General features: G+C 44.6%; 23 protein-coding genes. 11 read left to right on the plus strand and 12 right to left on the minus strand.

Annotated elements, in window-relative coordinates:
- The first annotated feature begins 216 nt into the window (after positions 1-216).
- Positions 217-1,635 (plus strand): aspartate ammonia-lyase, encoded by a 1,419-nt coding sequence (gene aspA, locus PK654_RS18985; RefSeq protein ID WP_271700636.1) that lies wholly within the window; start codon positions 217-219, stop codon positions 1,633-1,635.
- A gap of 82 nt (positions 1,636-1,717) precedes the next feature.
- Here aspA and PK654_RS18990 read toward each other — a convergent pair whose 3' ends face one another.
- On the minus strand, positions 1,718-4,057 hold the full coding sequence (locus PK654_RS18990; protein ID WP_271700637.1) for a bacteriohemerythrin: 2,340 nt from the start codon (positions 4,055-4,057) through the stop codon (positions 1,718-1,720).
- Between the two features lie 346 nt (positions 4,058-4,403).
- Positions 4,404-4,829, minus strand: coding sequence for an alternative ribosome rescue aminoacyl-tRNA hydrolase ArfB (arfB, locus tag PK654_RS18995; RefSeq protein WP_271700638.1), 426 nt, complete (start codon positions 4,827-4,829; stop codon positions 4,404-4,406).
- A gap of 85 nt (positions 4,830-4,914) precedes the next feature.
- Here arfB and PK654_RS19000 point away from each other — a divergent pair, with 85 nt between their 5' ends.
- Positions 4,915-5,514: a beta-phosphoglucomutase family hydrolase gene (locus PK654_RS19000; RefSeq protein WP_271700639.1), complete on the plus strand. Its 600-nt coding sequence runs from the start codon at positions 4,915-4,917 to the stop codon at positions 5,512-5,514.
- A 44-nt stretch (positions 5,515-5,558) separates the two neighbouring features.
- Here the strand turns inward: PK654_RS19000 and PK654_RS19005 are convergent, their stop codons facing one another.
- Positions 5,559-6,032 (minus strand): FKBP-type peptidyl-prolyl cis-trans isomerase, encoded by a 474-nt coding sequence (locus tag PK654_RS19005; RefSeq protein ID WP_271700640.1) that lies wholly within the window; start codon positions 6,030-6,032, stop codon positions 5,559-5,561.
- 22 nt (positions 6,033-6,054) lie between these two features.
- Positions 6,055-6,702 carry a thioredoxin domain-containing protein gene (locus PK654_RS19010; RefSeq protein ID WP_271700641.1) on the minus strand — a complete coding sequence of 216 codons (648 nt, stop codon included), beginning with the start codon at positions 6,700-6,702 and terminating at the stop codon, positions 6,055-6,057.
- Between the two features lie 204 nt (positions 6,703-6,906).
- Here PK654_RS19010 and PK654_RS19015 point away from each other — a divergent pair, with 204 nt between their 5' ends.
- On the plus strand, positions 6,907-7,494 hold the full coding sequence (locus tag PK654_RS19015) for an OmpA family protein (protein ID WP_271700642.1): 588 nt from the start codon (positions 6,907-6,909) through the stop codon (positions 7,492-7,494).
- A 40-nt stretch (positions 7,495-7,534) separates the two neighbouring features.
- On the opposite strand, the gene PK654_RS19020 is transcribed toward PK654_RS19015, so the two are convergent.
- Both PK654_RS19020 and PK654_RS19025 read right to left on the minus strand, forming a co-directional pair.
- Positions 7,535-9,283 carry a formate--tetrahydrofolate ligase gene (locus PK654_RS19020; RefSeq protein ID WP_271700643.1) on the minus strand — a complete coding sequence of 583 codons (1,749 nt, stop codon included), beginning with the start codon at positions 9,281-9,283 and terminating at the stop codon, positions 7,535-7,537.
- Positions 9,284-9,377: 94 nt separating this feature from the next.
- Complete coding sequence (locus PK654_RS19025; RefSeq protein ID WP_271700644.1) at positions 9,378-9,836, minus strand: CreA family protein; 459 nt, start codon at positions 9,834-9,836, stop codon at positions 9,378-9,380.
- A gap of 550 nt (positions 9,837-10,386) precedes the next feature.
- Here PK654_RS19025 and PK654_RS19030 point away from each other — a divergent pair.
- From PK654_RS19030 to PK654_RS19045, 4 genes are all read left to right on the plus strand, one after another.
- Positions 10,387-10,890: a flavodoxin gene (locus PK654_RS19030; RefSeq protein ID WP_271700645.1), complete on the plus strand. Its 504-nt coding sequence runs from the start codon at positions 10,387-10,389 to the stop codon at positions 10,888-10,890.
- A gap of 213 nt (positions 10,891-11,103) precedes the next feature.
- Entirely contained in the window at positions 11,104-11,769 is a 666-nt protein-coding gene (locus tag PK654_RS19035; protein WP_271700646.1) for an HAD-IA family hydrolase, read from the plus strand.
- A gap of 353 nt (positions 11,770-12,122) precedes the next feature.
- Entirely contained in the window at positions 12,123-12,491 is a 369-nt protein-coding gene (locus PK654_RS19040; protein ID WP_271700647.1) for an NADH:ubiquinone oxidoreductase, read from the plus strand.
- A gap of 308 nt (positions 12,492-12,799) precedes the next feature.
- Positions 12,800-14,707 (plus strand): methyl-accepting chemotaxis protein, encoded by a 1,908-nt coding sequence (locus PK654_RS19045; RefSeq protein ID WP_271700648.1) that lies wholly within the window; start codon positions 12,800-12,802, stop codon positions 14,705-14,707.
- 77 nt (positions 14,708-14,784) lie between these two features.
- Here the strand turns inward: PK654_RS19045 and PK654_RS19050 are convergent, their stop codons facing one another.
- Positions 14,785-15,321: a hypothetical protein gene (locus PK654_RS19050; RefSeq protein WP_271700649.1), complete on the minus strand. Its 537-nt coding sequence runs from the start codon at positions 15,319-15,321 to the stop codon at positions 14,785-14,787.
- 342 nt (positions 15,322-15,663) lie between these two features.
- On the opposite strand from PK654_RS19050, the gene modA reads away from it, so the two are divergent.
- From modA to modC, 3 genes are read left to right on the plus strand one after another with little or no spacing between them, the layout of a single operon-like run.
- A complete protein-coding gene (gene modA / locus PK654_RS19055) occupies positions 15,664-16,437 on the plus strand; it encodes a molybdate ABC transporter substrate-binding protein (protein WP_271700650.1) in 774 nt (257 codons plus the stop codon).
- A gap of 2 nt (positions 16,438-16,439) precedes the next feature.
- A complete protein-coding gene (gene modB, locus PK654_RS19060; RefSeq protein WP_271700651.1) occupies positions 16,440-17,129 on the plus strand; it encodes a molybdate ABC transporter permease subunit in 690 nt (229 codons plus the stop codon).
- Positions 17,129-18,268, plus strand: coding sequence for a molybdenum ABC transporter ATP-binding protein ModC (modC, locus tag PK654_RS19065; protein WP_443088767.1), 1,140 nt, complete (start codon positions 17,129-17,131; stop codon positions 18,266-18,268). The genes modB and modC overlap by 1 nt, the downstream gene beginning before the upstream one ends.
- Before the next feature lie 103 nt (positions 18,269-18,371).
- Here modC and trxC read toward each other — a convergent pair whose 3' ends face one another.
- Positions 18,372-18,803: a thioredoxin TrxC gene (trxC, locus tag PK654_RS19070; protein WP_271700653.1), complete on the minus strand. Its 432-nt coding sequence runs from the start codon at positions 18,801-18,803 to the stop codon at positions 18,372-18,374.
- A 285-nt stretch (positions 18,804-19,088) separates the two neighbouring features.
- Here trxC and PK654_RS19075 point away from each other — a divergent pair, with 285 nt between their 5' ends.
- A complete protein-coding gene (locus PK654_RS19075; protein WP_271700654.1) occupies positions 19,089-20,177 on the plus strand; it encodes a ketoacyl-ACP synthase III in 1,089 nt (362 codons plus the stop codon).
- A 99-nt stretch (positions 20,178-20,276) separates the two neighbouring features.
- On the opposite strand, the gene PK654_RS19080 is transcribed toward PK654_RS19075, so the two are convergent.
- The 4 genes from PK654_RS19080 to PK654_RS19095 all read right to left on the minus strand — a co-directional run bounded on the left by PK654_RS19080 (position 20,277) and on the right by PK654_RS19095 (position 24,572).
- Positions 20,277-21,671 (minus strand): DUF1501 domain-containing protein, encoded by a 1,395-nt coding sequence (locus tag PK654_RS19080; protein ID WP_271700655.1) that lies wholly within the window; start codon positions 21,669-21,671, stop codon positions 20,277-20,279.
- Positions 21,672-21,673: 2 nt separating this feature from the next.
- Positions 21,674-23,446 (minus strand): DUF1800 domain-containing protein, encoded by a 1,773-nt coding sequence (locus PK654_RS19085; RefSeq protein ID WP_271700656.1) that lies wholly within the window; start codon positions 23,444-23,446, stop codon positions 21,674-21,676.
- A gap of 108 nt (positions 23,447-23,554) precedes the next feature.
- Positions 23,555-23,890 carry an SMR family transporter gene (locus tag PK654_RS19090; RefSeq protein ID WP_271700657.1) on the minus strand — a complete coding sequence of 112 codons (336 nt, stop codon included), beginning with the start codon at positions 23,888-23,890 and terminating at the stop codon, positions 23,555-23,557.
- A 1-nt stretch (position 23,891) separates the two neighbouring features.
- On the minus strand, positions 23,892-24,572 hold the full coding sequence (locus PK654_RS19095; RefSeq protein ID WP_271700658.1) for a GyrI-like domain-containing protein: 681 nt from the start codon (positions 24,570-24,572) through the stop codon (positions 23,892-23,894).
- Positions 24,573-24,584 lie beyond the last annotated feature (12 nt).

Below are 24,584 nucleotides of genomic sequence, written 5' to 3' on the forward strand. Positions count from 1 at the left end.
TGTTGCCGGTTTGATACCGTTTTTTCCGAGTCAGGATATAAGCGGAATAGATGATAGTAACAACTTTAGCCAGTGAGTAATTATTATCGGTGCATTATATAAATAAGCAACATAGTTTAATAACTACAAATAATTTATCAATATTGCTTATATCTCGTCTTAGTTTTAGCTAAATCAAATAATGATTAACCAACTAACATATTGAGGTTTCAGGTAATGAATGCGACCCGTACTGAAGAAGATCTACTCGGTAAACTTGAGATTCCCGTGGACGCCTACTACGGAATTCACTCCTTAAGGGCGAAACAGAATTTTAATATTTCTAATCAGACTATTTCTGATGTTGCAGACTTTGTTCGCGGAATGGTGATGACCAAGAAAGCTGCCGCACTGGCAAACAGAGATCTGGCGGTAATTCCCAAAGATATCGCCAGCGCGATTATTGCAGCCTGCGATGAGATCCTGGATAAGGGAACAGGTATGGATAGCTTTATCTCAGATGTGTATCAGGGTGGGGCTGGGACTTCGGTAAATATGAATACGAATGAAGTTATCGCCAATATCGCCCTTGAGATGCGTGGCGAAAAATTAGGCCGTTATGATGTGATTAACCCTAATGATCATGTTAACAAAAGCCAGTCGACCAACTGTGCCTACCCGACAGGGTTTCGTATCGCCTTATACAGTTCATTAATGAAGCTTTGTGACAAAGTAGGGCAAATTGCTGCCTCATTCGACAGCAAAGCAAGAGAATACTCAGACGTGCTAAAAATGGGACGCACCCAGTTACAGGATGCGGTTCCTATGACTGTCGGAAGTGAGTTTGCCGGATTTTCAACCTTGCTGCGTGAAGAGATCAAGAACATCAACTATACCGCGCAACTGTTGCTGGAAGTTAACCTTGGTGCGACTGCGATTGGTACGGGTCTGAATGCCGTTGAAGGTTATCAGGAAACAGCAGTCAGTTATCTGAGTGTGATTTCAGGTTTCCCGTGTAAACCTGCGGAGAACCTGATTGAAGCAACCAGTGACTGTGGTGCTTATGTCATGGTTCACGGCGCACTGAAACGCTTGGCGGTAAAACTGTCTAAAGTGTCTAATGATCTTCGTCTTCTCTCTTCCGGCCCGAGAGCCGGACTTAATGAAATCAATCTGCCTGAGCTGCAGGCAGGTTCTTCAATTATGCCGGCGAAAGTAAATCCTGTAATACCTGAAGTGGTTAATCAGGTCTGTTTTAAGATTTTTGGTAACGACACCGCGGTAACTTTCGCTGCCGAAGCCGGTCAGTTGCAGTTGAACGTTATGGAACCGGTAATTGCTCAGGCGATGTTTGAATCTATTGAGTTACTTGGCAATGCATGTACTACATTGGATGAAAAATGCGTCAGGGGTATTACCGTCAACAAAGAGATATGTGAGGGGTTTGTGCACAATTCGATTGGCATCGTGACCTATCTAAACCCTTATATCGGCCATCATGAAGGTGACATTGTCGGCCGTATTTGTGCCGAAACAGGTAAAAGTGTTCGTCAGGTGGTTCTTGAAAGAGGCTTACTGGATGAAGAGCAGCTTGATCAACTGTTATCTGTGGAAAATCTGATGGCGCCGAAATATACCGCCGCACGGTATAAATAGCCCCTTAGTAATTTGTGTATGGAATAAACAAGGCCGCAACTAAATATTGCGGCCTTGTTGCTTAGCGGGGACAGCAGAACACTTAATCCAGTTTTACCGTTTTTTGCCTTTTGTTTTTGTCAACTGACAGGCTCTGTTCGGAAAGGTAACGATCAAACTCTTTTATCGGCAATGGCTTACTGTACAGGAAGCCCTGATAGACGGAGCAGCCCTCGTTTTGCAGATACTTTTGCTGCGATGCAGTTTCAACGCCTTCAGCGATGGAGTATAGCCCGAGAGTATCAGAAATAGAGATTATGGTTTTAACAATGGAAGGATCACTCTTCCCTGATTCCAGATCTCTGATAAAAGAGCGATCGATTTTTAACTGGCTAAGGGGGAGATCTTTAAGGTACTTAAGTGACGAGTAGCCCATTCCAAAGTCATCAAGAGAAAAGTGCACGCCTTTACTTCTTAATGTATTCATATGGCGGGTAATTTGCTCCATATCATCAATCAATACAGATTCAGTCAGTTCAAGACGTAATTTACCACGCTCTATTTTATGTTCTTCAATTAACTGGCAGACCAGAGGAACAAAGTTATCGTTCTGGAACTGCTTATAGCTCACGTTTACCGACAGGGTAAGTGAGCGGGTATCATCAAATTGTTGCCATGCACTTAGCTGGGAGCATGCTGTTTTCAGTACCCATTCGCCTATGGGAACTATTAACCCTGTTTTTTCTGCCAGAGAAATAAACTCATCCGGCTGAATCAGACCACGTTTAGGGTGACGCCAGCGTATCAGGGCTTCAGCCCCGACAACGGCGCCGGCTTTATCGATTTGTGGCTGGAAATAGAGCTCAAACTCTTGTTTTCTGGTCGCGCGGCGAAGATCATTTTCCAGTTTGAAGTGGCGGGTGATCTCTTCCTGCATATCTTCAGAAAAAATACAGGCAGAATTTTTACCGGATTGTTTTGCCTTATACATGGCAATATCCGCTTGCTGCAGTAGTTCTGATTCTGAGTTTTGGTGGTCACCGAATATAACAATGCCGATACTGACACTACTGTTGTACTGAACTTCCCTTAGCTGATATAGCTGTGACAGTTTATCCAGCAGTTTCCCGGCCACTGCATTTGCCTGAGCAGCAGCTTCAAGGAGAGTGCAGTCGAGACCGGAGAGAATAATCACAAACTCATCGCCGGCAAACCTTGCCAGAACATCACCGTCTCTTATCCAGCGCTTTATTCTTGCAGAAATTTCTTTTAGCAGAATGTCACCGTACTCGTGACCATGGCTGTCATTAATCGTTTTAAAGTCATCTATATCGAGAAATAGCAGCGCACTGTGCTGATTGTTCTGACGGTTGCTAATAATGGCGTGGCGTAGTTTGTCAAAAAACAGTCGACGATTCGGCAGGCCGGTCAACGAGTCTATATGAGCAAGTTGAGTGATTTGAGCTTCGCAGTTTTTTCGTTCGGTAATGTCCTGAACAAAGCCGGAAATGCGATCAGGAGTCCCTTCCGAGTTGTAGGTAACTCGGCCACGACTCTCGATCCAGCGCATTTCCCCGTCATTGGGCCGGGAAATAAGGAACTCTACCCTGTGTTCCTGACCGGAACGGAAGCACTGCTGGATGGACTCTGCATAAAGTGAATGATACTCCTTATGCATAATACGGTGCAGTGTTTCGGGTGTCGCACTCCGGTCAAGGGGAAGACCAAACAGGGAATACATCTCTTCGGACCAGACTGCCAGATCGCTTTGATAGGGAAGAGACCAATAACCGATTTTTGCGTGCTCCAGTGCCTGCTGCAAAAGGTGTTCACTTGCTGATAGCTTGTATTGAGTCTGGTTTTTCGCTTTGATCTCTTTCACCAGCCTTAGGGTACTGGCCGTCAGGTTACGATAAGCGGCAATAATGACATTTATAACGGTTTTCGTTGTCCCGCGCATCTGCTCATCTGCCCAATGACTGGCGTCATCAAGGGACATTCCCGACTGAGTCGCTTCTACCATAAACGCCATATGCTTATCGCTTTCAAGGATATGAGAAGCCAGCCAACTGGCAAGGAATGACAATAGTGTTTCCTGCCACTCTTCCATGCTCATGGCGTTATCAAGGGCTTTAAGCTCATGAATACGGTTTATAAAATAGTTATGACTGTCGCGGTGCAGAGACGTCTGCGGCGCATGATTTAGGGAACTAAGCCAGTAGCTTTCTTCGCTTTGAAAGTGGTAGACAGCATAGTCGAGCAGTTCATCAATAACAGGGTTGATAGAGGCATCGGAATGTTTAAAGGCGATATGAGTGACGACTTTATTCAGCAGGTTGACTAAGTGTTTATGTTGCTGATCGATTTCCGCAACACCGGTATTAAAGCTATCGTCCCACGGGAAGATATCTATCTGATGCTGTTCAGTGTATGAATCCGTCATATCTGTGCTTTCTTATGTTGGCTGCTTTGTTAAACCGATGAACCTTAGCGTGTTCAACTAGCTAATGTCGGCTGATTGAGATCAACCGTTTACTGCTGCTGAAAAGCTGCAGAGTCTGTTTCCTGCCGTAGCAAATGGCTTATATTGCATCAGTATAATCGAATGTAATATGCCATTTATCCTACTAATGTCATATAACGTAAAACTGTATCATTGAGATTTAAGCAAAGATCTTTTGCAATAGGCAGCGAGGATACTGTGAAAACTTATGATTTTATATAACTAATTAACTATTTTTTTTAAAAACGAGATGTAAAGATCAGGCGGGTTGTCTTATGCAGCAGATTTAGTGGGAAGGAAGGGAGCGAACCCTTCCTCTTAGAGCTTTTACTCTGCCTTTTTGCGTTTTGTTATCTACTCTTTTTTGCTGAGAAGAGCGGGTTGGCTTAGTTGCTCTTCTGACCTTTTCTGTTTTTGCTACAGACTGAATCAGAAGCTGCAAACGATAAAGGGCATCTTCGCGGTTTTTCTCCTGAGTGCGGTACTGCTGCGCTTTAATAACAATAATACCTTCTTTGGTAATTCTTTGATCATTCAGGCCCAGCAACCTCTGCTTATAGAAATCGGGTAGGGTAGAGTGATGAATATCGAAGCGCAAGTGAATGGCACTTGAGACTTTATTGACATTCTGTCCTCCGGCACCCTGAGCACGGATAGCCGTAAGTTGAATTTCCCAGTCATTTAAGGTGACACTGTTTGATATCTTTAACATATTGATCCTTTTGATTAATATAACAATGTATGTGTATAAGCAGGCTTAGCAGAGCCTGACAGTGTAAATTCTACAGGAAAATAACATGAAAATAGATCTATCCGGCTATCAGGCGGTAATCTTTGATATGGATGGAACCTTAATCGATACCATGCCTGCACACTTGATTGCTTGGCAGGCAACAACAGAAAAGTTTGGCTGGCCGTTTGATAAAGAGTGGATACACAGTATGGGTGGCAAACCCAGCTTTAAAATAGCCGAAGAACTGAATAGCCGTTACGGTACAAATCTGGATAGCAGAGACGTCGCTTCCTTTAAAATGGCCGCTTTTGCCTCGCTGGAAGATAAAGGAGAAGTGATTTCCCACTCTTTTGAAGTGCTAATGTCGGTTAAAGATAAAATGAAAATAGCATTGGGCACCGGAAGTCAGCGTGATAATGCTATTAAGCTACTGGAAGCGAATCAGCTTACTCGTTATTTTGATACCATTGTCACTTCATCAGAGGTAACCAGATATAAGCCGGAGCCGGATACCTTTCTTAAGGCAGCGGGTAATATGCAGGTTGCTGCAAAGGATTGTGTGGTTTTTGAAGATACCGAGATGGGATTACAGGCTGCACATTCGGCTGGTATGGATTGTATTATGGTTGAAAAGGACGGGTTCCGCTTCTGTCCCGTGAAATAAAAAAGCGTGGTAATGTCATACCACGCTTCTTTCAGATGGTTGAGTTATTGAATTTCCAGTAGCTCAACATCAAAGATAAGTACTGACGCAGGTGGAATAGGGCCGGTACCACTCTTTCCGTAACCAAGCTGGCTCGGGATATACAGACGCAGCTTCTGTCCTTCAACCATTAACTGTACCCCTTCCTGCCAGCCTTTTATTACCTGATTCAGACCAAATGTAATGGGTTCACCTCGATCAACTGAGCTGTCAAATACCGTACCGTCGGTCAGCATACCGTGATAGTGAACTTTTACCTGACTGTTGGCCTGAGGGTGAACCGTTCCGGTGCCTTCAGTCAGTACCTTGTATTGCAGTCCGCTTTCAGTGGTGATGACGCCTTCCTGTTTTGCGTTCTCCTGCAAAAACGCCTGTCCCTGCTCAAAGTTTGCCGTGGCGAGTTTGTTGTTGTTCCATGTGCGATAGATAAAAAATCCGGCCAGAACAAAAATAACGATAGGAAAAATAATTTTTGACATGATATGTCCTTATCAATAGGGCTTATAAACTTGCTTGTGCAAGAATGTAGTTGATGGTGTCGGCTAACTGGTCGATGTTTTCATGTTCTTCAGTATTCAGCAGATATTTTCCTTTAATAATAAAACTAGGAACAGCCTGAATTTTCGCCTGTTCGGTAAAGTCTGCGGCCTCGTTTACTTTATTCAGCATCTCTTGTGACTGTAACTCAGTCAGGTCATATGGGCTGATAAGTCCGCGCGACGTATAGATTTTCTGAAGCCTATCTTTGCGATCTTCCATAGCAATATCACGCTGTTGAATAGTGTCAAAAAGTTCAGCCAGCATGTTACTGTCCGGTTTACTATTTAACTGCATCTCTGCGGCGTAATAGAACATGGCGCTTACTTGTGCACTGTCATTAAAAGTGACATGAACCTTACCTACTTTCTGATTAGTCAGTTGTTCAATTTTAGGTAGATGTTGCTCCATATTTTTACAGTGACCACAAGTCAGGGAAAAAACTTCGGTAATTGGCGACAGATTAAAAGCGCTAAGATCATTGTCTAAAGCGGTGAAATGTTTTCCAAGCTGAGGGGCACCTTTTGCTGCCGGTGTCGTGGTCTCTCCGCAGGCTGAAACAAATAGAGTGACAACGAGTAAAACAAGTGCTTTTATGGATGTATTAAGCATAGTGATTGTAATGTAAGAGAATGTTCTGCCGATTCTACATTCTCGACGTGCAGGAAAAAAGCAGCATTTGTTAAAAGTTAGTCGTAAAGGTTATCAGCTAACTGCCGATACAAATGATAACTTGATATAAGCAGATAATAGTTGGGTGAAGCTGTGAGAGTAGTGAGTATCTTTTTAATATCCCTGTTAGCGGGATGTGGTTCAATGGAAAGTATGGTTGCCAACCCTATGCTCCAGACTGCACCGCAAAACAACTCAGAACTGCTCCACCCGGATTGGGGGGAGACGCCGCGTGAACTAACGTCCCAGTCTGCCTCTCAGCAAAGAACGATGCGACAAGTTCAGGGGCCGTACGGAGAAACCAAAAGTCAGGAGCTGAACACTCTACTTAGGTTCCTTTCCCAGCAGGGCATTGAACATGAGGTCGTTCCCGGTGGTCATCTTATGATCAAGTTAAAAGAGAAGATCAAGTTTAAAACTGGCTCTGCGTATGTGTCCAAAGACTCGAGAATGTGGTTAAGTCGCTTGTCCGGTTATCTTTCCAGCCAGAGAAATGTCGATATAGTTATTGATGGTCATACGGACAGTCAGGGTGCGAAATCCTTTAACGATAAGCTCTCCGAACGTAGGGCTATGGAAGTGAAGGCTGAACTGATGAGGAACCGTGTGGCCTCTGGTGCCATTTATACCCGCGGCTATGGTGAAAATATGCCAGAGTGCAGTAACAATTCGGTAGCGGGTAAAGCTTGCAACAGAAGGGTAGAGCTTACCTTTATTGTGACCACAAACTAGTGTTGGTTTGTGGCCATAAGCAGATTTATAATCACCGGCCTTAACTAAGCCCTATTACCTCTCCGTTTTCATCAATATCAAGATCCATAAATGCCGGCTTGTCCGGTAGCCCCGGCATGGTCATAACATTGCCACATAACGCATAGATAAACCCTGCACCTGCACAGAGCTTAAGCTCTCTGATGTTGACGTCGAAGTTTTCCGGAACGGCTTTTAAGGCAGGATCCGTAGAGATGGAGAGAGGGGTTTTTGCCATACAGACGGCAAGTTTGTCAAAGCCCAGTTTTTTATATCTATCAAGCTGGTTTTTGGCCAGCGGTGATAAAATGGTCTGGTTTGCGCCATAGCCTACTTCGCAAACCGCCATTAGTTTTTGTTCCAGTGCATCACTACTTTGGTACAGAGGTGAAAAATCTGATGGTCTCTTACATGCCTGTATCACTTTTTCTGCCAGAGCAACAGTGCCTGCTCCCCCCTGACTATAACCATTACTGATTTCGGCAGTGACCGGATAGTCCAGTTCCTCAATCCACTGCTTAAGAATATCAAGCTCTTCTGCACAATCCTGCGGAAACTGATTGATGGCAACAACTGCCGGGATACCGTAGCGGGTAACGTTGGCGATATGCCAGCGCAGATTTTCAAAACCGGCTTTAAGGGCAGTATTGTCGGGACTAAAGATAGAGTCGGGTAGCGGCTGTCCCGGACGTAGATCGTAGTGACCGGAGTTGGCTTTCAGTCCCCTAAGAGTGGCGACAATTACAGCACAGTCTGGCGCTTTTCCTGAAGTTGCTGCTTTAATATTACAAGCTTTTTCGAAGCCCATATCTGAGCCGAAACCACCTTCGGTTACCGTGTAGTCTGCTAACCTCAGCGCTAGTTTATCAGCAATAATAGAAGAGTTGCCGTGGGCAATGTTGGCGAATGGTCCTGAGTGGATTAGCGTCGGCACACCCTCAAGAGTCTGCATCAAGGTTGGTTCAATTGAGTCCTTCATGGTGACGGCCATGGCACCGGCGACCTGAAGATCTTCTGTTGTTACCGGCTTACCGTCGAGATCGTAGGCAACCACAATACTGCCGATTCGTTGCCTCAGATCTTTTAAGTCAGATGAGAGGGCAAGTATCGCCATCAGTTCGGACGCCGCAGAGATATCAAACCCTTCATCACGCTCAAAGCCGTTTACGGTTTTATTGGGGTTATTCTTACCAATCGTCACCATCCGCAGCGCACGGTCGTTATGATCCATTACCCTGCGCCAGATGATTTGCGATTTATCTATTTTCAGCGCATTAAGCCCGGTGCGCTGTGCAAATGCCTGATAGCCTTCCCTCTCTTCATGATAGATACGGGCATCAATGGCTGCTGCAGCCAGATTATGTGCTGCGGTGACGGCGTGAATATCTCCGGTTAAATGCAGGTTGAGTTCTTCCATAGGAGCAACCTGACTATAACCACCTCCGGCAGCGCCACCCTTAACACCAAAAACCGGCCCCATAGAGGGTTGTCTGATGCAGGCTGCTACTGAATGTTCAAGCTTTGCCAACCCCTGAGATAGGCCGATAGTGGTCACCGTTTTGCCTTCTCCAAGGGGAGTAGGCGTAATTGCCGTAACCAGAATAAGCTTTCCCTGACGGAACGATTCAGTCCGCTTCAGGCTATCAAGGGAGATTTTCGCCTTATAAGGCCCGTGAGGGGAGTACTCTTCGGCCAGCAAACCGAAGCTGTCAGCAATTTTGGAGATATTTTTAAGCTCTGCACTTCGGCAAATCTGGATATCGTTCTGCATGTTCACCTTGATATGTAATGGTACAGCCGGTTTTTTATAGCATTAGCCGTTTGAAAGCAAGTAAAGGCTTTAACTCAGCATCCAACCATGGCTGCTACTGAGTTTTATAGGCTTTAGTTCCCCATAGAGGTACTGTTGACAGGCTATGTTTAAAGCTGCCGGATGTCTCTTTCGTTGAATATGAGAGATACATAAGGGTTTGGTTTTCCGAATCAAAAATTCTGCGAATCTTCATGGACTTAAAGAAAATACTCTTCGACTTCTTAAACACCACCTCGCCTGATTTACTGGTATCGATCTGAGCGATCATTTCAGCTGTTATTTCACCGGTCTGTCGGCAGGCGATGGATGAGTCTGAAGGATCTGCAAACGCGAGATCATCTTCTATAGAGGCGATATGGCAGGTAACACCAGTCACGACAGGATCAACAAGGTGATTAAGCTTAATGTCCTGCATAGTAAACATACCAAGGCTGACGTCGCCCACCTCGTTTTTATCACAGGCAGTCAGAGCGAGAGTGATTGCCGGTACTATTAATAGTTTTTTTAACATAAATACACTCTTATTTGTTAATGTATACTTTCGTTATGCAGCTTTCGTAATGCAGCATAGTTTAACAGTTTATTGCAATGAGAGAGAACTTTGTGAAAACTATGCTATACCCAAGTGACCTCAAGATGCAGGGTTCAGAGCTGCATCAAGGTGTTCAGTTCAAGGAAGATAACTGAAGGAATGGCACTCCCTTTCAAAGTTATCTGACACAGAAATGGGCGCCTTGATGCGCTCCCAAAGGGCGAGTTTTATTGGCTCCTGCTCTGTGTTACTGATCCTCACCGTAGAATAACTATGGCTTCAAATCAGTGCCTTGATCAGAAGCCAATAAATTCTCGCTGAAAAAGCATCTTGAGGTGATTTGGGTATAAGTTGCTTATTTAACAGAGAGAAATACTATGAGAAGCTTGTTGTTCATTCTAATGCTCTGTATGCTTACCGCGTGCAGTTCAGACCCGTCCGAATTAATGTGTACTCCCGCTGCATGTGATATATGGGGATAGTTTCTGTCGGATAAAAGCGGTTATCCAATAAATCGAAAGTAGGCTTTATGAGTGCTATTTCAGCGTTAATAGAAAAGAAGAATCATTGGCTGCTAAGCCATGTTGATGTTGCCTTCCCCACTGCAGAAAGTATTAAGGGCAGAGAGCTGTATCTGCAGCAGCAACAAAAGGCTCAGTACACCGAGCATGGTGTAAAGCCTGAGAAAAGTCCTTCAGCCCATATTGATGATATTTATCTTGTCGACTTTCATCGCCTTACTGTGATGTTTGCGCAGCTACAGGCTCAGCTCTGGCCTGAGCCGGAAGAGCAGGCATGGGTACTTGAATTCTTTGCGCAGATCACGCTCTCTGATCAGCATCCGATGTATCTGGGTTTTAGTAACGGCAAACCGGTCATTAGTGCACTTGTGACAGAAATGGAAGGTGAACTGCTTATCTCGGATTTAGTCTCTGTCACTGACGTTGAAGATATCAAACCTTTATTTGCTCATCAGCTGATGGAGATAATGAACACTGATAATCGTTATTCCCGCTTTTATATACTCGACTGAGCAATCTGGTTTGCTGGTTAAATACCAGACAGAGTACCCTTATTTAAGTGATCTCAGTTAGATAATCACGCTTTCATTCTGCTCGGTTTATCATTCTTTTCTGTTAGTTCTACCTGATTAATTTTAATGACTTACCATGTAGTTACGACTCTGATTGCTTAACCATTTTAACAGAGTCAGTTTTCAGTAAGCGGTATTCCCGGAGGTAAGTTAGTGCAGCAGCTAAGTAACATTCAGTGTGTCATTTTCGATTGTGACGGTGTGCTTATTGATAGCGAGCCTCTATGCTGTCGTGCTTTACTTAACGTGTTTGTCTGTTTTAAACCAAACCTGACTTATTCCGAAATAGAAAAGCATTTCCGCGGCGGAAAAATAGCCGATATTTTAACAGAGACAAGAGATCGGCTGGGGTTGAACATAAGTCTGGATGAGCTGGAACCTCTGTACCGTAAACAGACACAAGTGCTGTTCCAGGCTCTTTTACAGCCCATGCCGGGTATTAATCAGGTGCTGGATCAGCTAGATAGTAACGGGGTTCAATATTGTGTGGTGTCAAATAGCCCAAAAAGCAAAATAGAGTACTACCTACGTTTGACCGGGCTTTATGAGAAGTTTCAGGGCAAGTTATTCTCAGCCTTTGATGCAAACAGCTGGAAACCGGATCCTGATCTACTACTGTATGCCGCTATGAACATGGGCTTTTCAACGGCTGAATGTCTGTATGTGGATGACTCTGATAAAGGGATTGAAGCTGGTCTAAATGCAGGTATAGCGACAATTCACTTTAAATCTACTTTGAACCGTCGTAGTGATTTCTATCCCGAAACTCTGTCCATAAGTAAGGCAGAACAGCTTCCTGCAATACTGTTTGAAGTCTGATCCTCCAATAGGTTTTTAGTTAAAATATGCCTTTAATGGTCTGAGTTGGCTGTTAAGGGCAAAAACCATTCTTTTTGCTCGATTAAATCCTTAGCTTTACCACAACTATTTATCCATTTCTTGCATTAACACTAATGCAACATAATTTGTGCCAAATTTTCTTATGTATACAAAACAATCACCTAAAATTGACCTGTGTTAAATATATGTTAACTGCAACAGTGGTTCGAAAATAGTCATATATAATTACAATAAAGGGGGTTGTAATTAGCTCAAAAATCAGGAAAATGCAGTGCAAAATAAGATTGCAAATTTGAAATGTTTCTCAGGTCGGGTGGTATGAGAGGTAAATTATGAAGCTTTTCCTAATCGTAATGGCATCAATTTCAGCGGGAGTTATCTCAGCTGATCATCTACATTCTTTTATGCTTGGATTGTCGGTCGCATCCCTTGCCGTTGGCACCTGTTACTGGTTCGCTTTCAGAACGACACGCTTTCCTGAACTGGCGTTTCTTCTGCTGTTGATTGGATTATTCTCTAAAATTCTGATCACTGTTGCCGGTGTTGTTATCGGAGTGCAGGCCTCGCTAATTACCTCACCACTTGTGTTTGCTCTCTCTTATCTGTTCTTCTCTATCGTGGTCACTTATCTGTGGTTTAGTTACCGGGATAGCATTACTAAAGTGTTTACCAAGAGCAACCAAGATACGGTTGCGGGATAATCATTTAGCAATACATCAGGAAAGGCTGGCAGAGAATAAATGCCAGCCTTTTTAGTTTCATCTCCTTATACATGGGCTAAGACCCACTTAAGCCTTTATTTTGCCTTGTTTTTCTATTTTCCTGCCAAAGTAGTTACTGTTTGTAACTGAACGCCAATCTTAATGCATCTGGTTTTATAGAATAATCAGGTAACGTGTTAAAGATCTAATTATCTGAAAAATAAACGGAAATAGTGAGCTAGATATTTGTAAAAACTAGGTTAATACTCATAATTATTGAAGGTGGTTATCAATAGGGATTGAGTTATATGAAAAACCTTGGATTTAAACGATTACTTCTTATTTCCATTCTGGCTTTAGTCGCTTTGTCGGTGTCTGTTTCCAGCTATATTTCATATTCAAAAGAGTCAGCAATGATTACAAAAATGATTTCTGACTCTACAACAGAGTATGTCTCTGAACAGGCAAAACTGGTTGAGGTATTATTAGGGGAAAAAGTTTCTGCCGTAGGGAAACTGGCAGGGCAGTTTAAGAACAAAGATATTGAAGGCAGTCCTGAACAGATTATTGAGTTAACGAAAATGGTCGCTAATGCCGCTAACCTGAATAGTGCGGTGATCGCATTTAAAAATGGTGATGCCTACTGGAACCAGACGGCACCGACATGGCCCGATCATAAGTATGATGGCGATGTCACCACCCGGGGTTGGTATCAGGCGGCGATTAATGCAAATGGTACCTCTGTAACGGATCCTTATTTGAGTTCAGACGGTGATGTGTACTGGATCAGTATTGTTGAGAAGACTTTTGGCGGAATGATGTCGGTAGATATGAAGCTGGGTTTTCTTAATGAAATGGTTAGCGACGCGACTAAACTGGCCGGTTCTGCTGCCATTATTATGAATCAGGACACCTCCATTTTAGCCTCCTCTTCTCCCGCCTTAAAAGTTGGTGAGAAAGGGGCCGATATTGCTTCCCTAAAATCCGTATTAGTTAACGCCACTCAACAGCAGATCGCCACACAAGAGTACCAGCTTAATGGCGTAGATAAGTTAATGTTTTCCAAGCAAATCGTCGTTGGCGATAAGAAATGGTACTTTGTAATAGGGTTGGACAAAGATGTCGCCTTTGCTGATCTGCAAGACGCAAAATATGACGCAATCTTTGTTGCCCTGACGGCCTGTATACTTAGTGTTGTCCTGGCGTTTTTTGTGATTCAGGCACTTTATCGCCCTATTCTGGAACTTAAAAAAACCATTACCGGGCTATCACAGGGTGATGGTGATCTTACCCAGAGGCTAGAGGTAAGAACCAAGGATGATTTGGGCCAGATAGCCGACGGAGTAAACCAGTTTATTGCCAGCCTTCAGAGCATGATGCTGGAGATACAAAATGTATCCCTGCAACTACAGGAGAATGTTGAAAGCCTTAAAGGTAAGTCAACCCGTAATGCGGCAATTCTGGAAAGCCACGTATCTGAAACAGAACAGATTGTCGCCGCGATAGAAGAGATGAACGCAACGGCGGATGCGATGGCGACCGATGCGGCGAATACGGCTCAACTGACGCATAAAGCGAATGAAGCCAGTGGCGTATCGCAGAATACGGTATCTCAGGCTCAGACTACTGTTAGTGTGTTAGTTCAGGATGTTGATGCGACAGCAGAAAACGTTCAGCGCATGAGCCAAGAAACCGACGGTATTAACGCTATCCTGAGTGTTATCGGAGAAATTGCAGAGCAGACTAACCTGTTGGCATTGAATGCGGCAATTGAGGCTGCAAGGGCCGGAGAGCAGGGGCGTGGTTTTGCCGTTGTTGCCGATGAAGTGCGTAACCTTGCCAGCCGTACTAAAGAGAGTACTGAAGAGATCGAGTCCGCTTTAAGCAGCTTGCTGAAAGGAAACCAGTCAGTCGTTGAAGCGATGGATACGACTAAAGAACGCTGTCAGGAAACGGCTGACGGTATGGGCGGAGTAACTGAAAGTCTGGGAACTATGACGCAGTTTGTCGGTGATATTAATGATTTGAGCACTCAAATTGCTACTGCGGCGGAAGAGCAGAGCAGTGTTACTCAGGAAGTGAGCCGTAATATGAGCGCAATCAGTGATATTGTTAGTGAACTGGACACCAACAGTAAAGAGGCTTTGGCTGAATCTGAAACCATTGCCAGTGTGAACAGTAGTCTGGCTGCTATCGTCGGCCGCTTCAAACTCTAACCTGAAGCACACTGTCAAAGTTTTGACAGTTAACAAAAAAGCAGCACTCAGGTGCTGCTTTTCAGTTTTCTACTCAGTTAGTACTGGAATCGCGCCTGCATACGGAATTGGTTACCGTATACACCGCCATTGTAGAAGGAGACGCCTAATACCAGCTGCTGGGTAGAGTGGAATCGACCACCGACTTCCCAGGTTGTGTGGCTGTCATCACCGTCAAGTAACTGACCCACTTTACCATGAGCTTCAATGCCATCAATAAACCACAGGCGAGTGCCTAAGCTAAGCTCTGGTAAAATGTCTTCACCCAGAACCTTATCATCCGGTTCTTTTACGTTATGTAGCAGCATCTGACCTATAACATCAGCAAACTGACCAGCCGGACCGTTGAATCCAATACCAGCGGCAATGTCGTAATCGCCGTCAAACTTACTTTCTGCCTTACCCACTAAATGCACGTTTTCAGTAAACTGCATGCTGGCACCGACCCCGAACGTTGTTGGGCCTCCGCCTACATTTACATCGAAGGCGTTGTAATTGAAGTTGTTGGCGTATACAGCGCCTGAACTTAGCGCAACAGCGGAAAGTAATGCGATATCACGTACTTTGCGTAACATGGAAACTCCATTTTATTATAATTAAAAACTGATTGGATTTTACTAAGCAATTATTATGCCTGATTTTATTCTGATAGCCAAAAAGCCAGAAGCAGAAAGGGAAAGAGACGGAGTTGGTTATCAATCAAGTAAAGAATAACCGGCCAGTGTCAATTTCTTGTCTGCCGTTAATATTAAAAAACATGAAAAATAAAGAGGCTTTATTTCATTATGTGTCTTTTAATTCAAGTGGTTAGTGAATGATAAATGCAAATTGAATCGCTAATTGAGATATCAGTCTAGCCGGATACAGGCAAGAACATGTTATATTGTTACGCTCCTGTTCAGACCTGTATAAAAAGTATGTATAAGGCCATTTCTCATCTATTCATCTCTATCCTGTTTGCCGCCTCTTGTTCAGTTCAGGCCGCAGATAAAGTCCGTTTGTATGCCGCAGCCTCAATGACCAATGTAATTAATGAGGTTTTACAGAGCTATAAAGCACAGTCAGGCGACAAAGTGGTTGCTGTTTTTGCCGGTTCTTCTTCTCTGGCAAGGCAGATTGAAAAGGGTGCACCAGCCGATATTTATATCTCCGCTAATGTTAAATGGGTCGACTATCTGATAGATAAAGGAATGGTTTATAGGGATAAAGCTGATATCGTGGCGCGTAATCAACTTTCTCTGGTAAAGCCAGCTAACGGAAAAGTGGATCAATTTGATTTAGCAAATGCAGAGCAATGGCTCGCAGCACTTAAAAACGAAAGACTGGCCGTCGGGCAGGTAGATTCCGTTCCTGCTGGTATTTATGCCAAACAGGCACTATCAAATCTAGGCGTCTGGCAACAAGTCAGATCTTATACCGCACCCACCAACTCAGTTCGTGTCGCTTTGGCTTTGGTTGAGAGAGGAGAGGCAGCACTAGGGGTTGTTTATCAGACCGATGCTATGGTAAGTAGCAAGGTAGTTATTCTGGACACCTTCCCTGAGCAGTCTCATACTCCGGTTCAGTATCCTATGGCGGTCATTTCAGGCAGTAAAGCTGCCAATAAGTTGGCTCAATTTATATTGAGTGATACAGCACAGCAGATCTTTGAGAAATATGGTTTTAGTCTGCCAAAAGGTGAGGAGCAGTAAGTTTGTCGGATTATGAAATTGAAGCTCTGCTGTTAAGCCTTAAAGTTGCCTCTGTTGCGGTTCTTTGGCTGATCCCTGCCGGCATATTTTTTGGCTGGCTTCTGGCGAAGAAGAACTTTTATGGTAAACAGCTGCTGGATAGCCTTATTCACCTGCCTTTGGTACTTCCCCCGGTTGTTATCGGTTACCTGCTATTGGTAGTTATGGGCAAGCAGGGTGTTATCGGTTCATTCCTGTCGGATACCTTTGGTTTGTCATTCAGCTTTAGCTGGAGGGGGGCGGCGCTTGCCTCCGCTGTTGTGGCTCTGCCCCTTATGGTTCGAGCTATCCGGCTCAGTCTGGATAATGTTGATGTAAAACTGGAGCAGGCTGCCAGAACCTTGGGGGCATCACCGTTTAAAGTTTTTTGTACTATTACGCTGCCACTGACTCTGCCGGGAATAGTAACCGGTACTATGCTCTCTTTTGCCCGCAGCCTGGGTGAGTTTGGTGCGACCATTAGCTTTGTTTCTAATATTCCGGGTGAGACACAAACATTGCCTCTGGCGATGTATACCTTTATTGAAACTCCCGGGGCGGAAGAGAGTGCTGCGCGGCTTTGTATTATCTCAATAGCTGTTGCGTTAATTTCGCTATTTATTTCTGAGTGGCTTAGTCGTAGAACTAAGAAAAGATTGGGTTACGGACATTAATCATGATTGAAATTCAGTTAACACATAAGTTAGGCGGGATAACTCTGGATGTTGATGTCACCATACCTTCGAGTGGAATTACCGCTATTTTTGGTCGTTCCGGTTCAGGAAAAACTTCATTTATTAATACCATAGCTGGATTAATCACGCCGGACTCAGGCCGGATCAAGCTGGGTGATCGTCTGTTATTTGACAGCGGTGCAGGAACAGATCTGGCTATTGAAAAGAGAGATATAGGCTACGTATTTCAGGATTCACGCCTGTTTCCCCACTATAGCGTCAGGGGAAACCTTCTCTATGGTGTAAAAGAAAACCATCAGCAAAGTGAGTTTGAGCGTATTGTTGATCTTCTTAACCTGAGTCATCTGTTGGAACGTTATCCCGCTGCACTGTCAGGAGGAGAGAGGCAGCGGGTGGCTATTGCCCGGGCGTTGCTGTCAAACCCTCAGGTATTGCTGATGGATGAACCTCTGGCGTCACTAGACTTGCCCCGTAAAAAAGAGGTAATGCCATTTCTGGAGAAATTATCAAAACAGGTTAATATCCCCATTCTGTATGTCACCCATAGTCTGAGCGAAATTCTCAGGCTTGCCGATCATATGGTACTTCTTGAGAGTGGAAAGGTTATCGCTTGTGACAGCTTAGAGGCCATCTGGGCATCAGAAGTGATGCGGCCGTGGCACTCATTTTCTGATCAAAGCTCGTTGTTTGAGGCTCGTATCCACTCTCATCATGAAAAGTATGCCTTGTCGAAGGTAGAGCTGAACAGTCACACTCATATCTGGGTACAAAAACTGGATGCTGAACCGGGTGAAGAACTTCGCCTTCAGATTAGGGCAAATGATGTTTCTATTACCCTTGAACATTCAAAGACAACCTCGATCCGCAACATTCTGCCAGCGACAGTCATTAAGAAAGAGAAGCGTGAGAGCCAACAAGGTAACCAGAGTGCTGCGGTACTGCTGCAATTGGCAGACGGCTGTCAACTGTGGGCCAATATCACTCATTGGGCGCTGGATGATCTGCAACTTAAACAAGGACAGCAGGTGTTTGCTCAAATTAAAGGGGTGAGTGTTACTCAGCGTGATATGGCGATAAAACCTATTTTACATAACGAGAGCGAACTTCATTCGGCCTAAGTAACCTTTTAAAAGCCTGCCATTTGCAGGCTTACTGTTCGAGTTTGATACCACTATCTATTCCGGTGGGCTTATTTCAGAGAAGGCGTTAAATAAGCTTCTGTTAATTAAGACTAGTGTTAAGCCAGTTATCAAACTGGCCTTTAGGCAGGGCGCCATTAACCATATCTACCCGCTGGCCGTTTTTAAATACCATGATGGTCGGTATGCTGCGGATCTGGTATTGGGCGGCCAGCTGTTGTTCAACTTCCGTATTCACTTTAACAAAGCGGGCGGCTCCTTTACGTTCCGCGGCGGTCTGCTCAAACACCGGGGAAAAGCCGACACACGGATTACACCAGGGGGCCCAGAAATCTATCACTACGGGCTGGTCACCGTTAAGTAGGGCCTGAATATTCTGGCTTGTCCCTTCAACCGGGGCACCGTCTAACAGTGAACTTTGACATTTTCCGCAGGTGGCAGAGTCAGACACTCTCTCTACAGGAACGCGGTTTAAACTATTGCAGGATGGGCATCGGGTAGTAAACTGGCTCATTTAAAACTTCCTTTCTATTGTTATATTTGTAGTTTTCTATTGCTATATCTGTTGCTTCTGATGGTTACAGCATTGGATAGATCAATCAAGATAAACTGGTTATATATTGTGACCTGTTGTTCTGTTGAGGGAAATTTCGCCACTTGTGAAGGTTTTTGCTCAGTATATGTCAATAGTTGAGCAATTAACTGAGCATTTATCAATCTGGACTTACCAGTAAGTTTATATATGCGTATAATCGATTGCATTAAAACTAAATCAAAAGAAAAGTAGTTGAGGATTTGGATGAGTAAGTATTTTGCAGAGATAACAGGATGGGGTAAATGTCTGCCACCGGCGACGTTAACCAATGATGATTTAAGTACCTTTATGGAAACGTCCGACGAATGGATCCGTTCCCGTACCGGTATAGGGGCGCGAAGAATCAGCCATGTAGATACGTCCGATCTCGCTACTGTAGCCGCGAAACGAGCCATCGCCTGTGCTGGTATTGAGGCTAAAGATCTCGATATCATTATTATTGCTACCTGTTCTCCGGACTCCCTTATTCCTAATATCGCGTCTAAAGTTCAGCAAAACTTAGGTGCTGGTAAAGCAGCCGCCTTTGATCTTAATGCTGCCTGTACCGGTTTTGTTTACGGCCTTGAAACGGCCACACGCCTGATTCAGGCTGGTAGTTATAAACACGCTTTGGTAGTAGGTGCCGAGCACTTATCCTTCTTTATCGACTGGGCTGCAAGAGATACTGCGGTACTGTTTGGCGATGGTGCTGGTGCTGCCGTCCTGAGCCGCACAGAGAATCAGGTTGGGCTCCAACAGGCTCAACTTGGTTGTGATTCTGACGGTCGTGACATACTGGCGGTGCCTAAATTTGGTACTTGTATGGAACGTTTTGCCGCGGACAACGGTTACTTTGATTTTAATTTCGAAGGGCGTGATATTTTTAAACGTGCAGTGAAAGGTATGGGGACCGCAGCGAAAACGGTACTGATGCGCGCCGGAATGGATGTTAAGGACATTGATATAATGATCCCGCATCAGGCCAATATCCGTATTATTCAGACACTGGCTGACTTGGCGGGCATTGGTGAAGAGAAAGCTTTTGTGAATATCGAAAAATACGGTAACACATCTGCCGCAACTGTGCCGATTGCTATTTGTGAAGCGGTAGAGCAGGGAAGAGTTAAACCGGGTGACAATATCCTGCTTGCGGCCTTTGGTGCAGGTTTGACCTGGGGAGCTGGCTTGCTGACATGGGGTGACCGCGTAACGCCGATTAACAGCAGCGATGCGGAACTGCCTGAATGTACTCAGACGGCATTAGAGCTTATCGAAGAGAACAAACAGCGTTGTCTGAACAAACCAAAAAAGTAATATACTGTTAAAATCAAACCCGCTTATTTAAGCGGGTTTTTTGATGCTTCTGTTTAGAGCCTTATATCACTGCCTTCGGCATTGGTATTATTTTGTCATTTATCTAAGTAGATCCTTTAAATCCAGCCCGGTTTTGCTGGCAGAAAAGTGGCTTAAGTTGGGCAGTATCCGGTGCAGCGCTTTATCATCAGCGCCAAACCATTTCGCTATGCTGGCATAGACTTGATCTATTGCTGTGGTCGGTATCAGAACACCGTCACCGATATCAAGTGGGTTGTCCTGCCCTAATGCTAATGAAGGGTATTGTCCGTAGATGCGGCCGCCGTTAACAGCAGTCCCCATCACCATGATATTTCCTCCCCAGCCGTGGTCTGTACCATTACCGTTTGAGGTTAAAGTGCGGCCAAAGTCAGAACCGGTAAAAGTGACTACCTTCTGATCGATTTCCAGCGTCTGCAATGCGGTCTGAAACTCAGACATTGCACGGCTGACGATACGCAACATGCGCTTATGGTTACTTAGTAGCTCATCGTGATGATCCCAGCCAATATAACGCAGAAAATAGGTCTGCTGTTTATGCCCTAACCGGTCAGCCGCTTTAATAGACTGAGCGACTTTAGCCAGTTGCTGAGACAAATCGGTATCAGAAAAACTACTCTCTAGTCTGACGTGCTCAACGGCGTTGCTGAAGACCTGATGTTGAGACTGGGCACTTCGGGTTGTGGACAGATAACTCTGCTTGAAGGGGTCATTAGGGTATTGCCACTTTAGTAACTGTTCGAAACTGTCCAGTATTACACTGTTTAACTGAGATTTATCCTCATTAACGATAAGTCCGACGCTGCCTTTCTGATTGATACTGTAAGGTGAAGAGAGTACGCCATTTTGCATAATATTATTGCCGGCCAGAGAGATGTTCATCGGGATCTGTGACAGTGCTTTATCGGGTTGCAGGGCATCGGCAAAATAGCCAAACCAGCCTCGGTTTATCCGTTCACCCGGCCGTGCGCTCTGCCAGTGTTTAAATTGATCTGAATGGGACATCAGGCCCAGAGGCAGGCGCGCGGAGCCTGCATGGAAACTCTGTTTGCTGACCGGTTCAATCAGGGGGCCGGTGTTGGCAACAAAAGCCAGTTTTTTATCGTGAAACAGTTGCTGCATTTCAGGCATTGAATCATGCAGGGCAAACGTACGCCCTTGAGCATCTTTGTAGCCATCGAGATTCAGCAACTGCTCCTTGGACAGAGCGAGATTACTACGACTTCGTTTGTACTGGCTGTAGTGTTTGTCTGAAACGGGCACCAGCATATTAAAGCTGTCATTCCCTCCGTCCAGCATAATAAACACTAGTGCTTTGCTCTGTTCTTTAACCGATATATGGGCTGCTTTTTCTGTTTTAGGGGCTGAAAAGACAGGAGCAGCTCCGCTAAGTAGCATGGAACCGGCGGCACTCTTTTTAATAAAGCTTCTTCTGGAGCAGTTATTAGTCGTCATGATCAAGCCTCCTGTACGGCAAATTCAGCTGAGATAGCAATAAGAAACGCAATGGTCTGAACGACCCATTCTGCATTGTCCTGATAGGGTTTGTAGGATTCTTTAATAAGAGGCTTTATTTCCAGAGAAGGCTTGCCGGTCAGTAACAGGGAGATCTCGTCAATTAACTCGTCGTGTCTGCTGGTCTGCTGCGCTTTTGGCAGATAGGGGGAGTAATCGAAGTTTAACTTATCCTGAATCTTATTTTGCAGCTGATCTACCCTTAGTTCGGCAACATTAAATATGCCCGGTTGGTGACTTATCTCAGTGCTGACCGCGGGCAGATAATGACCGAAGAACCAGTAATACATAAGGTTAACGTAAGCGATGGAAGTGGCTGAGTTATGTAACTCGAATTCCGGTGCAAGAAGCTTACTCTGCTCAATAGGCCCGTGAGGAGCAAAATCAGGCTTATAGAAGTTAAACACTGTGGGAGAGGAGAGAGGGTGCTGGCTAAGTTGATCCTGTATATCATCGCCAATCAACCAGTATTTTCCTGACGCATTTTTGGCCTCAAATGCCCTAAGCAACTGAGTAACCCTTAGCAAAGGAGACTTAAGTTTTTGTGACTGTACTAACTTGTTGTCCTGACGATAAGCGTTGATAAAACGTTTATTAGCGACAGGATTACGTAGAGGATAGGTGAGGATTTCACGGATCACTGCTTTCAGGTCGCCATGTTGGCCAAACTTAGCCGCTACGGTTGCTACATACTCTTTGCTTGGGTTGGAAGTAACAAGTTGATTGATCAGCTTTGTGGCAATAAATGGGGCAGTATTTGGGTGTGAGACCAGTTTAGCGACTGTCTCTCTTATCTCTCCGGCACCATCTCTGTTGGCCGGCAGAGAAATATGACCATTTAGCAGAGACTTAGATTCTCTGTCGTGATAGCGCTCTTCAATCTGCATCGGACGTGTCATATCAACAAAAGGGACGGTTTTATAGGTTTTGTCGATACCATCATCGAAGCTTACCTGATAACCATTGTAACTTGGGTTCCAGAAGCTGGTGGTCCACTCATACTGATAGCTGTCAGCGTGCAGTCCGGTGAATACCCTCGCTAACTGTTTGATATCATGGTTGTTATAACTGGCAATATCGTCACCGTTAGCATCTTTCTTCCGGCTGCCGTCAGGATTAAGCTGGTACAGGCCTATGGTAAACAACTGCATGATTTCCCGTGCATAGTTTTCATCGGGATGTATGTTTCTGGATTTATCAGCCTTTCTGTTGTTCATATGAGAAAGGTAGACTCCCATACAGGGGTGAAGGGAGACCTGATAAAGCAGATCGGTATAGCTGCCGAAGGCGTGGTTATAGAGTAAATCGTAGTAACTGGCCAACCCGACAGAATCGAGCTCAAGAACGGAATTATCTGAGATAACCAGTATTTCACTTAGTGCCTGAGCAACTCTTTTACGTAGCAGGTGTTCATTATCTTGCAGAGCATTCTGCCACCACGCCATATGGAAATACCATTTATAGGGCAAAGCTGGGTTATTTCCTTCGCCGTTTATCTCTTTTTCACCATGTTTGGCTACCAGCTTTGTGCGGAAACTTTGCCAGATAGAGGCCGTTAATGATTGATAGCTATCGTTGCGATCAGGTACGGAGTTTAGTTCACTCTCCAGCCATGGTTCGATACCGGTATCAGTTACCCGGTCGATAGTGGCGCGGTTAGCGCCAAGGGTCGCCTGCATAAGAAAGCGGCTGACTTTATCGCTGTTATCTTTCATACAATATCCGTTTTTGTTGAGCGAGTTATTTATTAGTTTAGTCTTGTATTTCTGGCAGTTTCACTTTAGCGATCTTCAGGTTAAGTTTTGGTTATGGATTAAAAGAAATTACTGAGCAGAAGAGGTGATCAATAGCCCGACAACACCCAGTGAAGTCGCTGCAATAGATAAACTTCTCCAGAAATTAACCTCTTGCTGAAACAGCAACAGGGAAATGATTGAAACGACTAATATTGCCACGCCCAACCAGAGGGCAAACAGACCGGCAAGATCAAAATGACTCATTGCCCGCCCCAGCATCCAGATGGCGACAACAGAGCATAGCCACATTGCCAGGCCGATATAGCTACTTGGCGGAGCTTTGGTGCTCATCTGTAGCAATATGATGGAAGCAATCAGAAAAGTCTCCGAGATAATGAAATGAATCCAGCCTGAAGTGAACATGTTATTTTTCCTTATCGTTAGTAGAAATCAGAAGGCGTGCATCGCCGGTATGGTCGAGGACGTTACTGCTGGGGTAGACCTCTATGTCATAGCCAAAGCGGCGGTTTAGTTTCAGATCCGGGAGCTTTTGCCAAAGCTTGGGCATCTCTTTTAACAGATCACCCTGAACGCTGAATTCGGCATAGTGTTGAGCAGGCACAGTGATGGTTTTAAATTGAGTGGGTATTTTCTCTAAGTCTTTAACCTTGTAACCGACAAACAGAGAGATACTGCCGCTTGCGTATCGGCTGTAGTCAGAATAGATAAAATAGATATCGTCAGTTTGTCTGTGCTGAATAGAAAGGCGGGAAGGGTGAGAGACAAAACCCTGCCATGCATCCTGCAGCACTTGTTTTGCTTTTTCCTTTTCCGTTAGGGGCAAATCGTAATACAGGCCGACAAATTGCTGTTGGTTGAGAAAAAGTGCTTTATGTGTTGCTACTTTGCTTTCTGGTTTGTCAGCGGGGTTTGCCAATGTGGTCTTAGCAGTTGGAGTCTTGACGGATTTTATGGAAAGGGTCTGCTCGACTTTCTGTTTAGTTTGATTGAGAAGATGAAACTCGTCCCAGTGGGCAAAAACAATATTTATTACCCCGATAAGGCAGACAGAAAGCAGTAAAACAGAGAGATATCTATTTCTCATTATGGATTAACC

The organism is Vibrio sp. SCSIO 43137, from assembly GCF_028201475.1.
Taxonomy (GTDB): Bacteria; Pseudomonadota; Gammaproteobacteria; order Enterobacterales; family Vibrionaceae; genus Vibrio.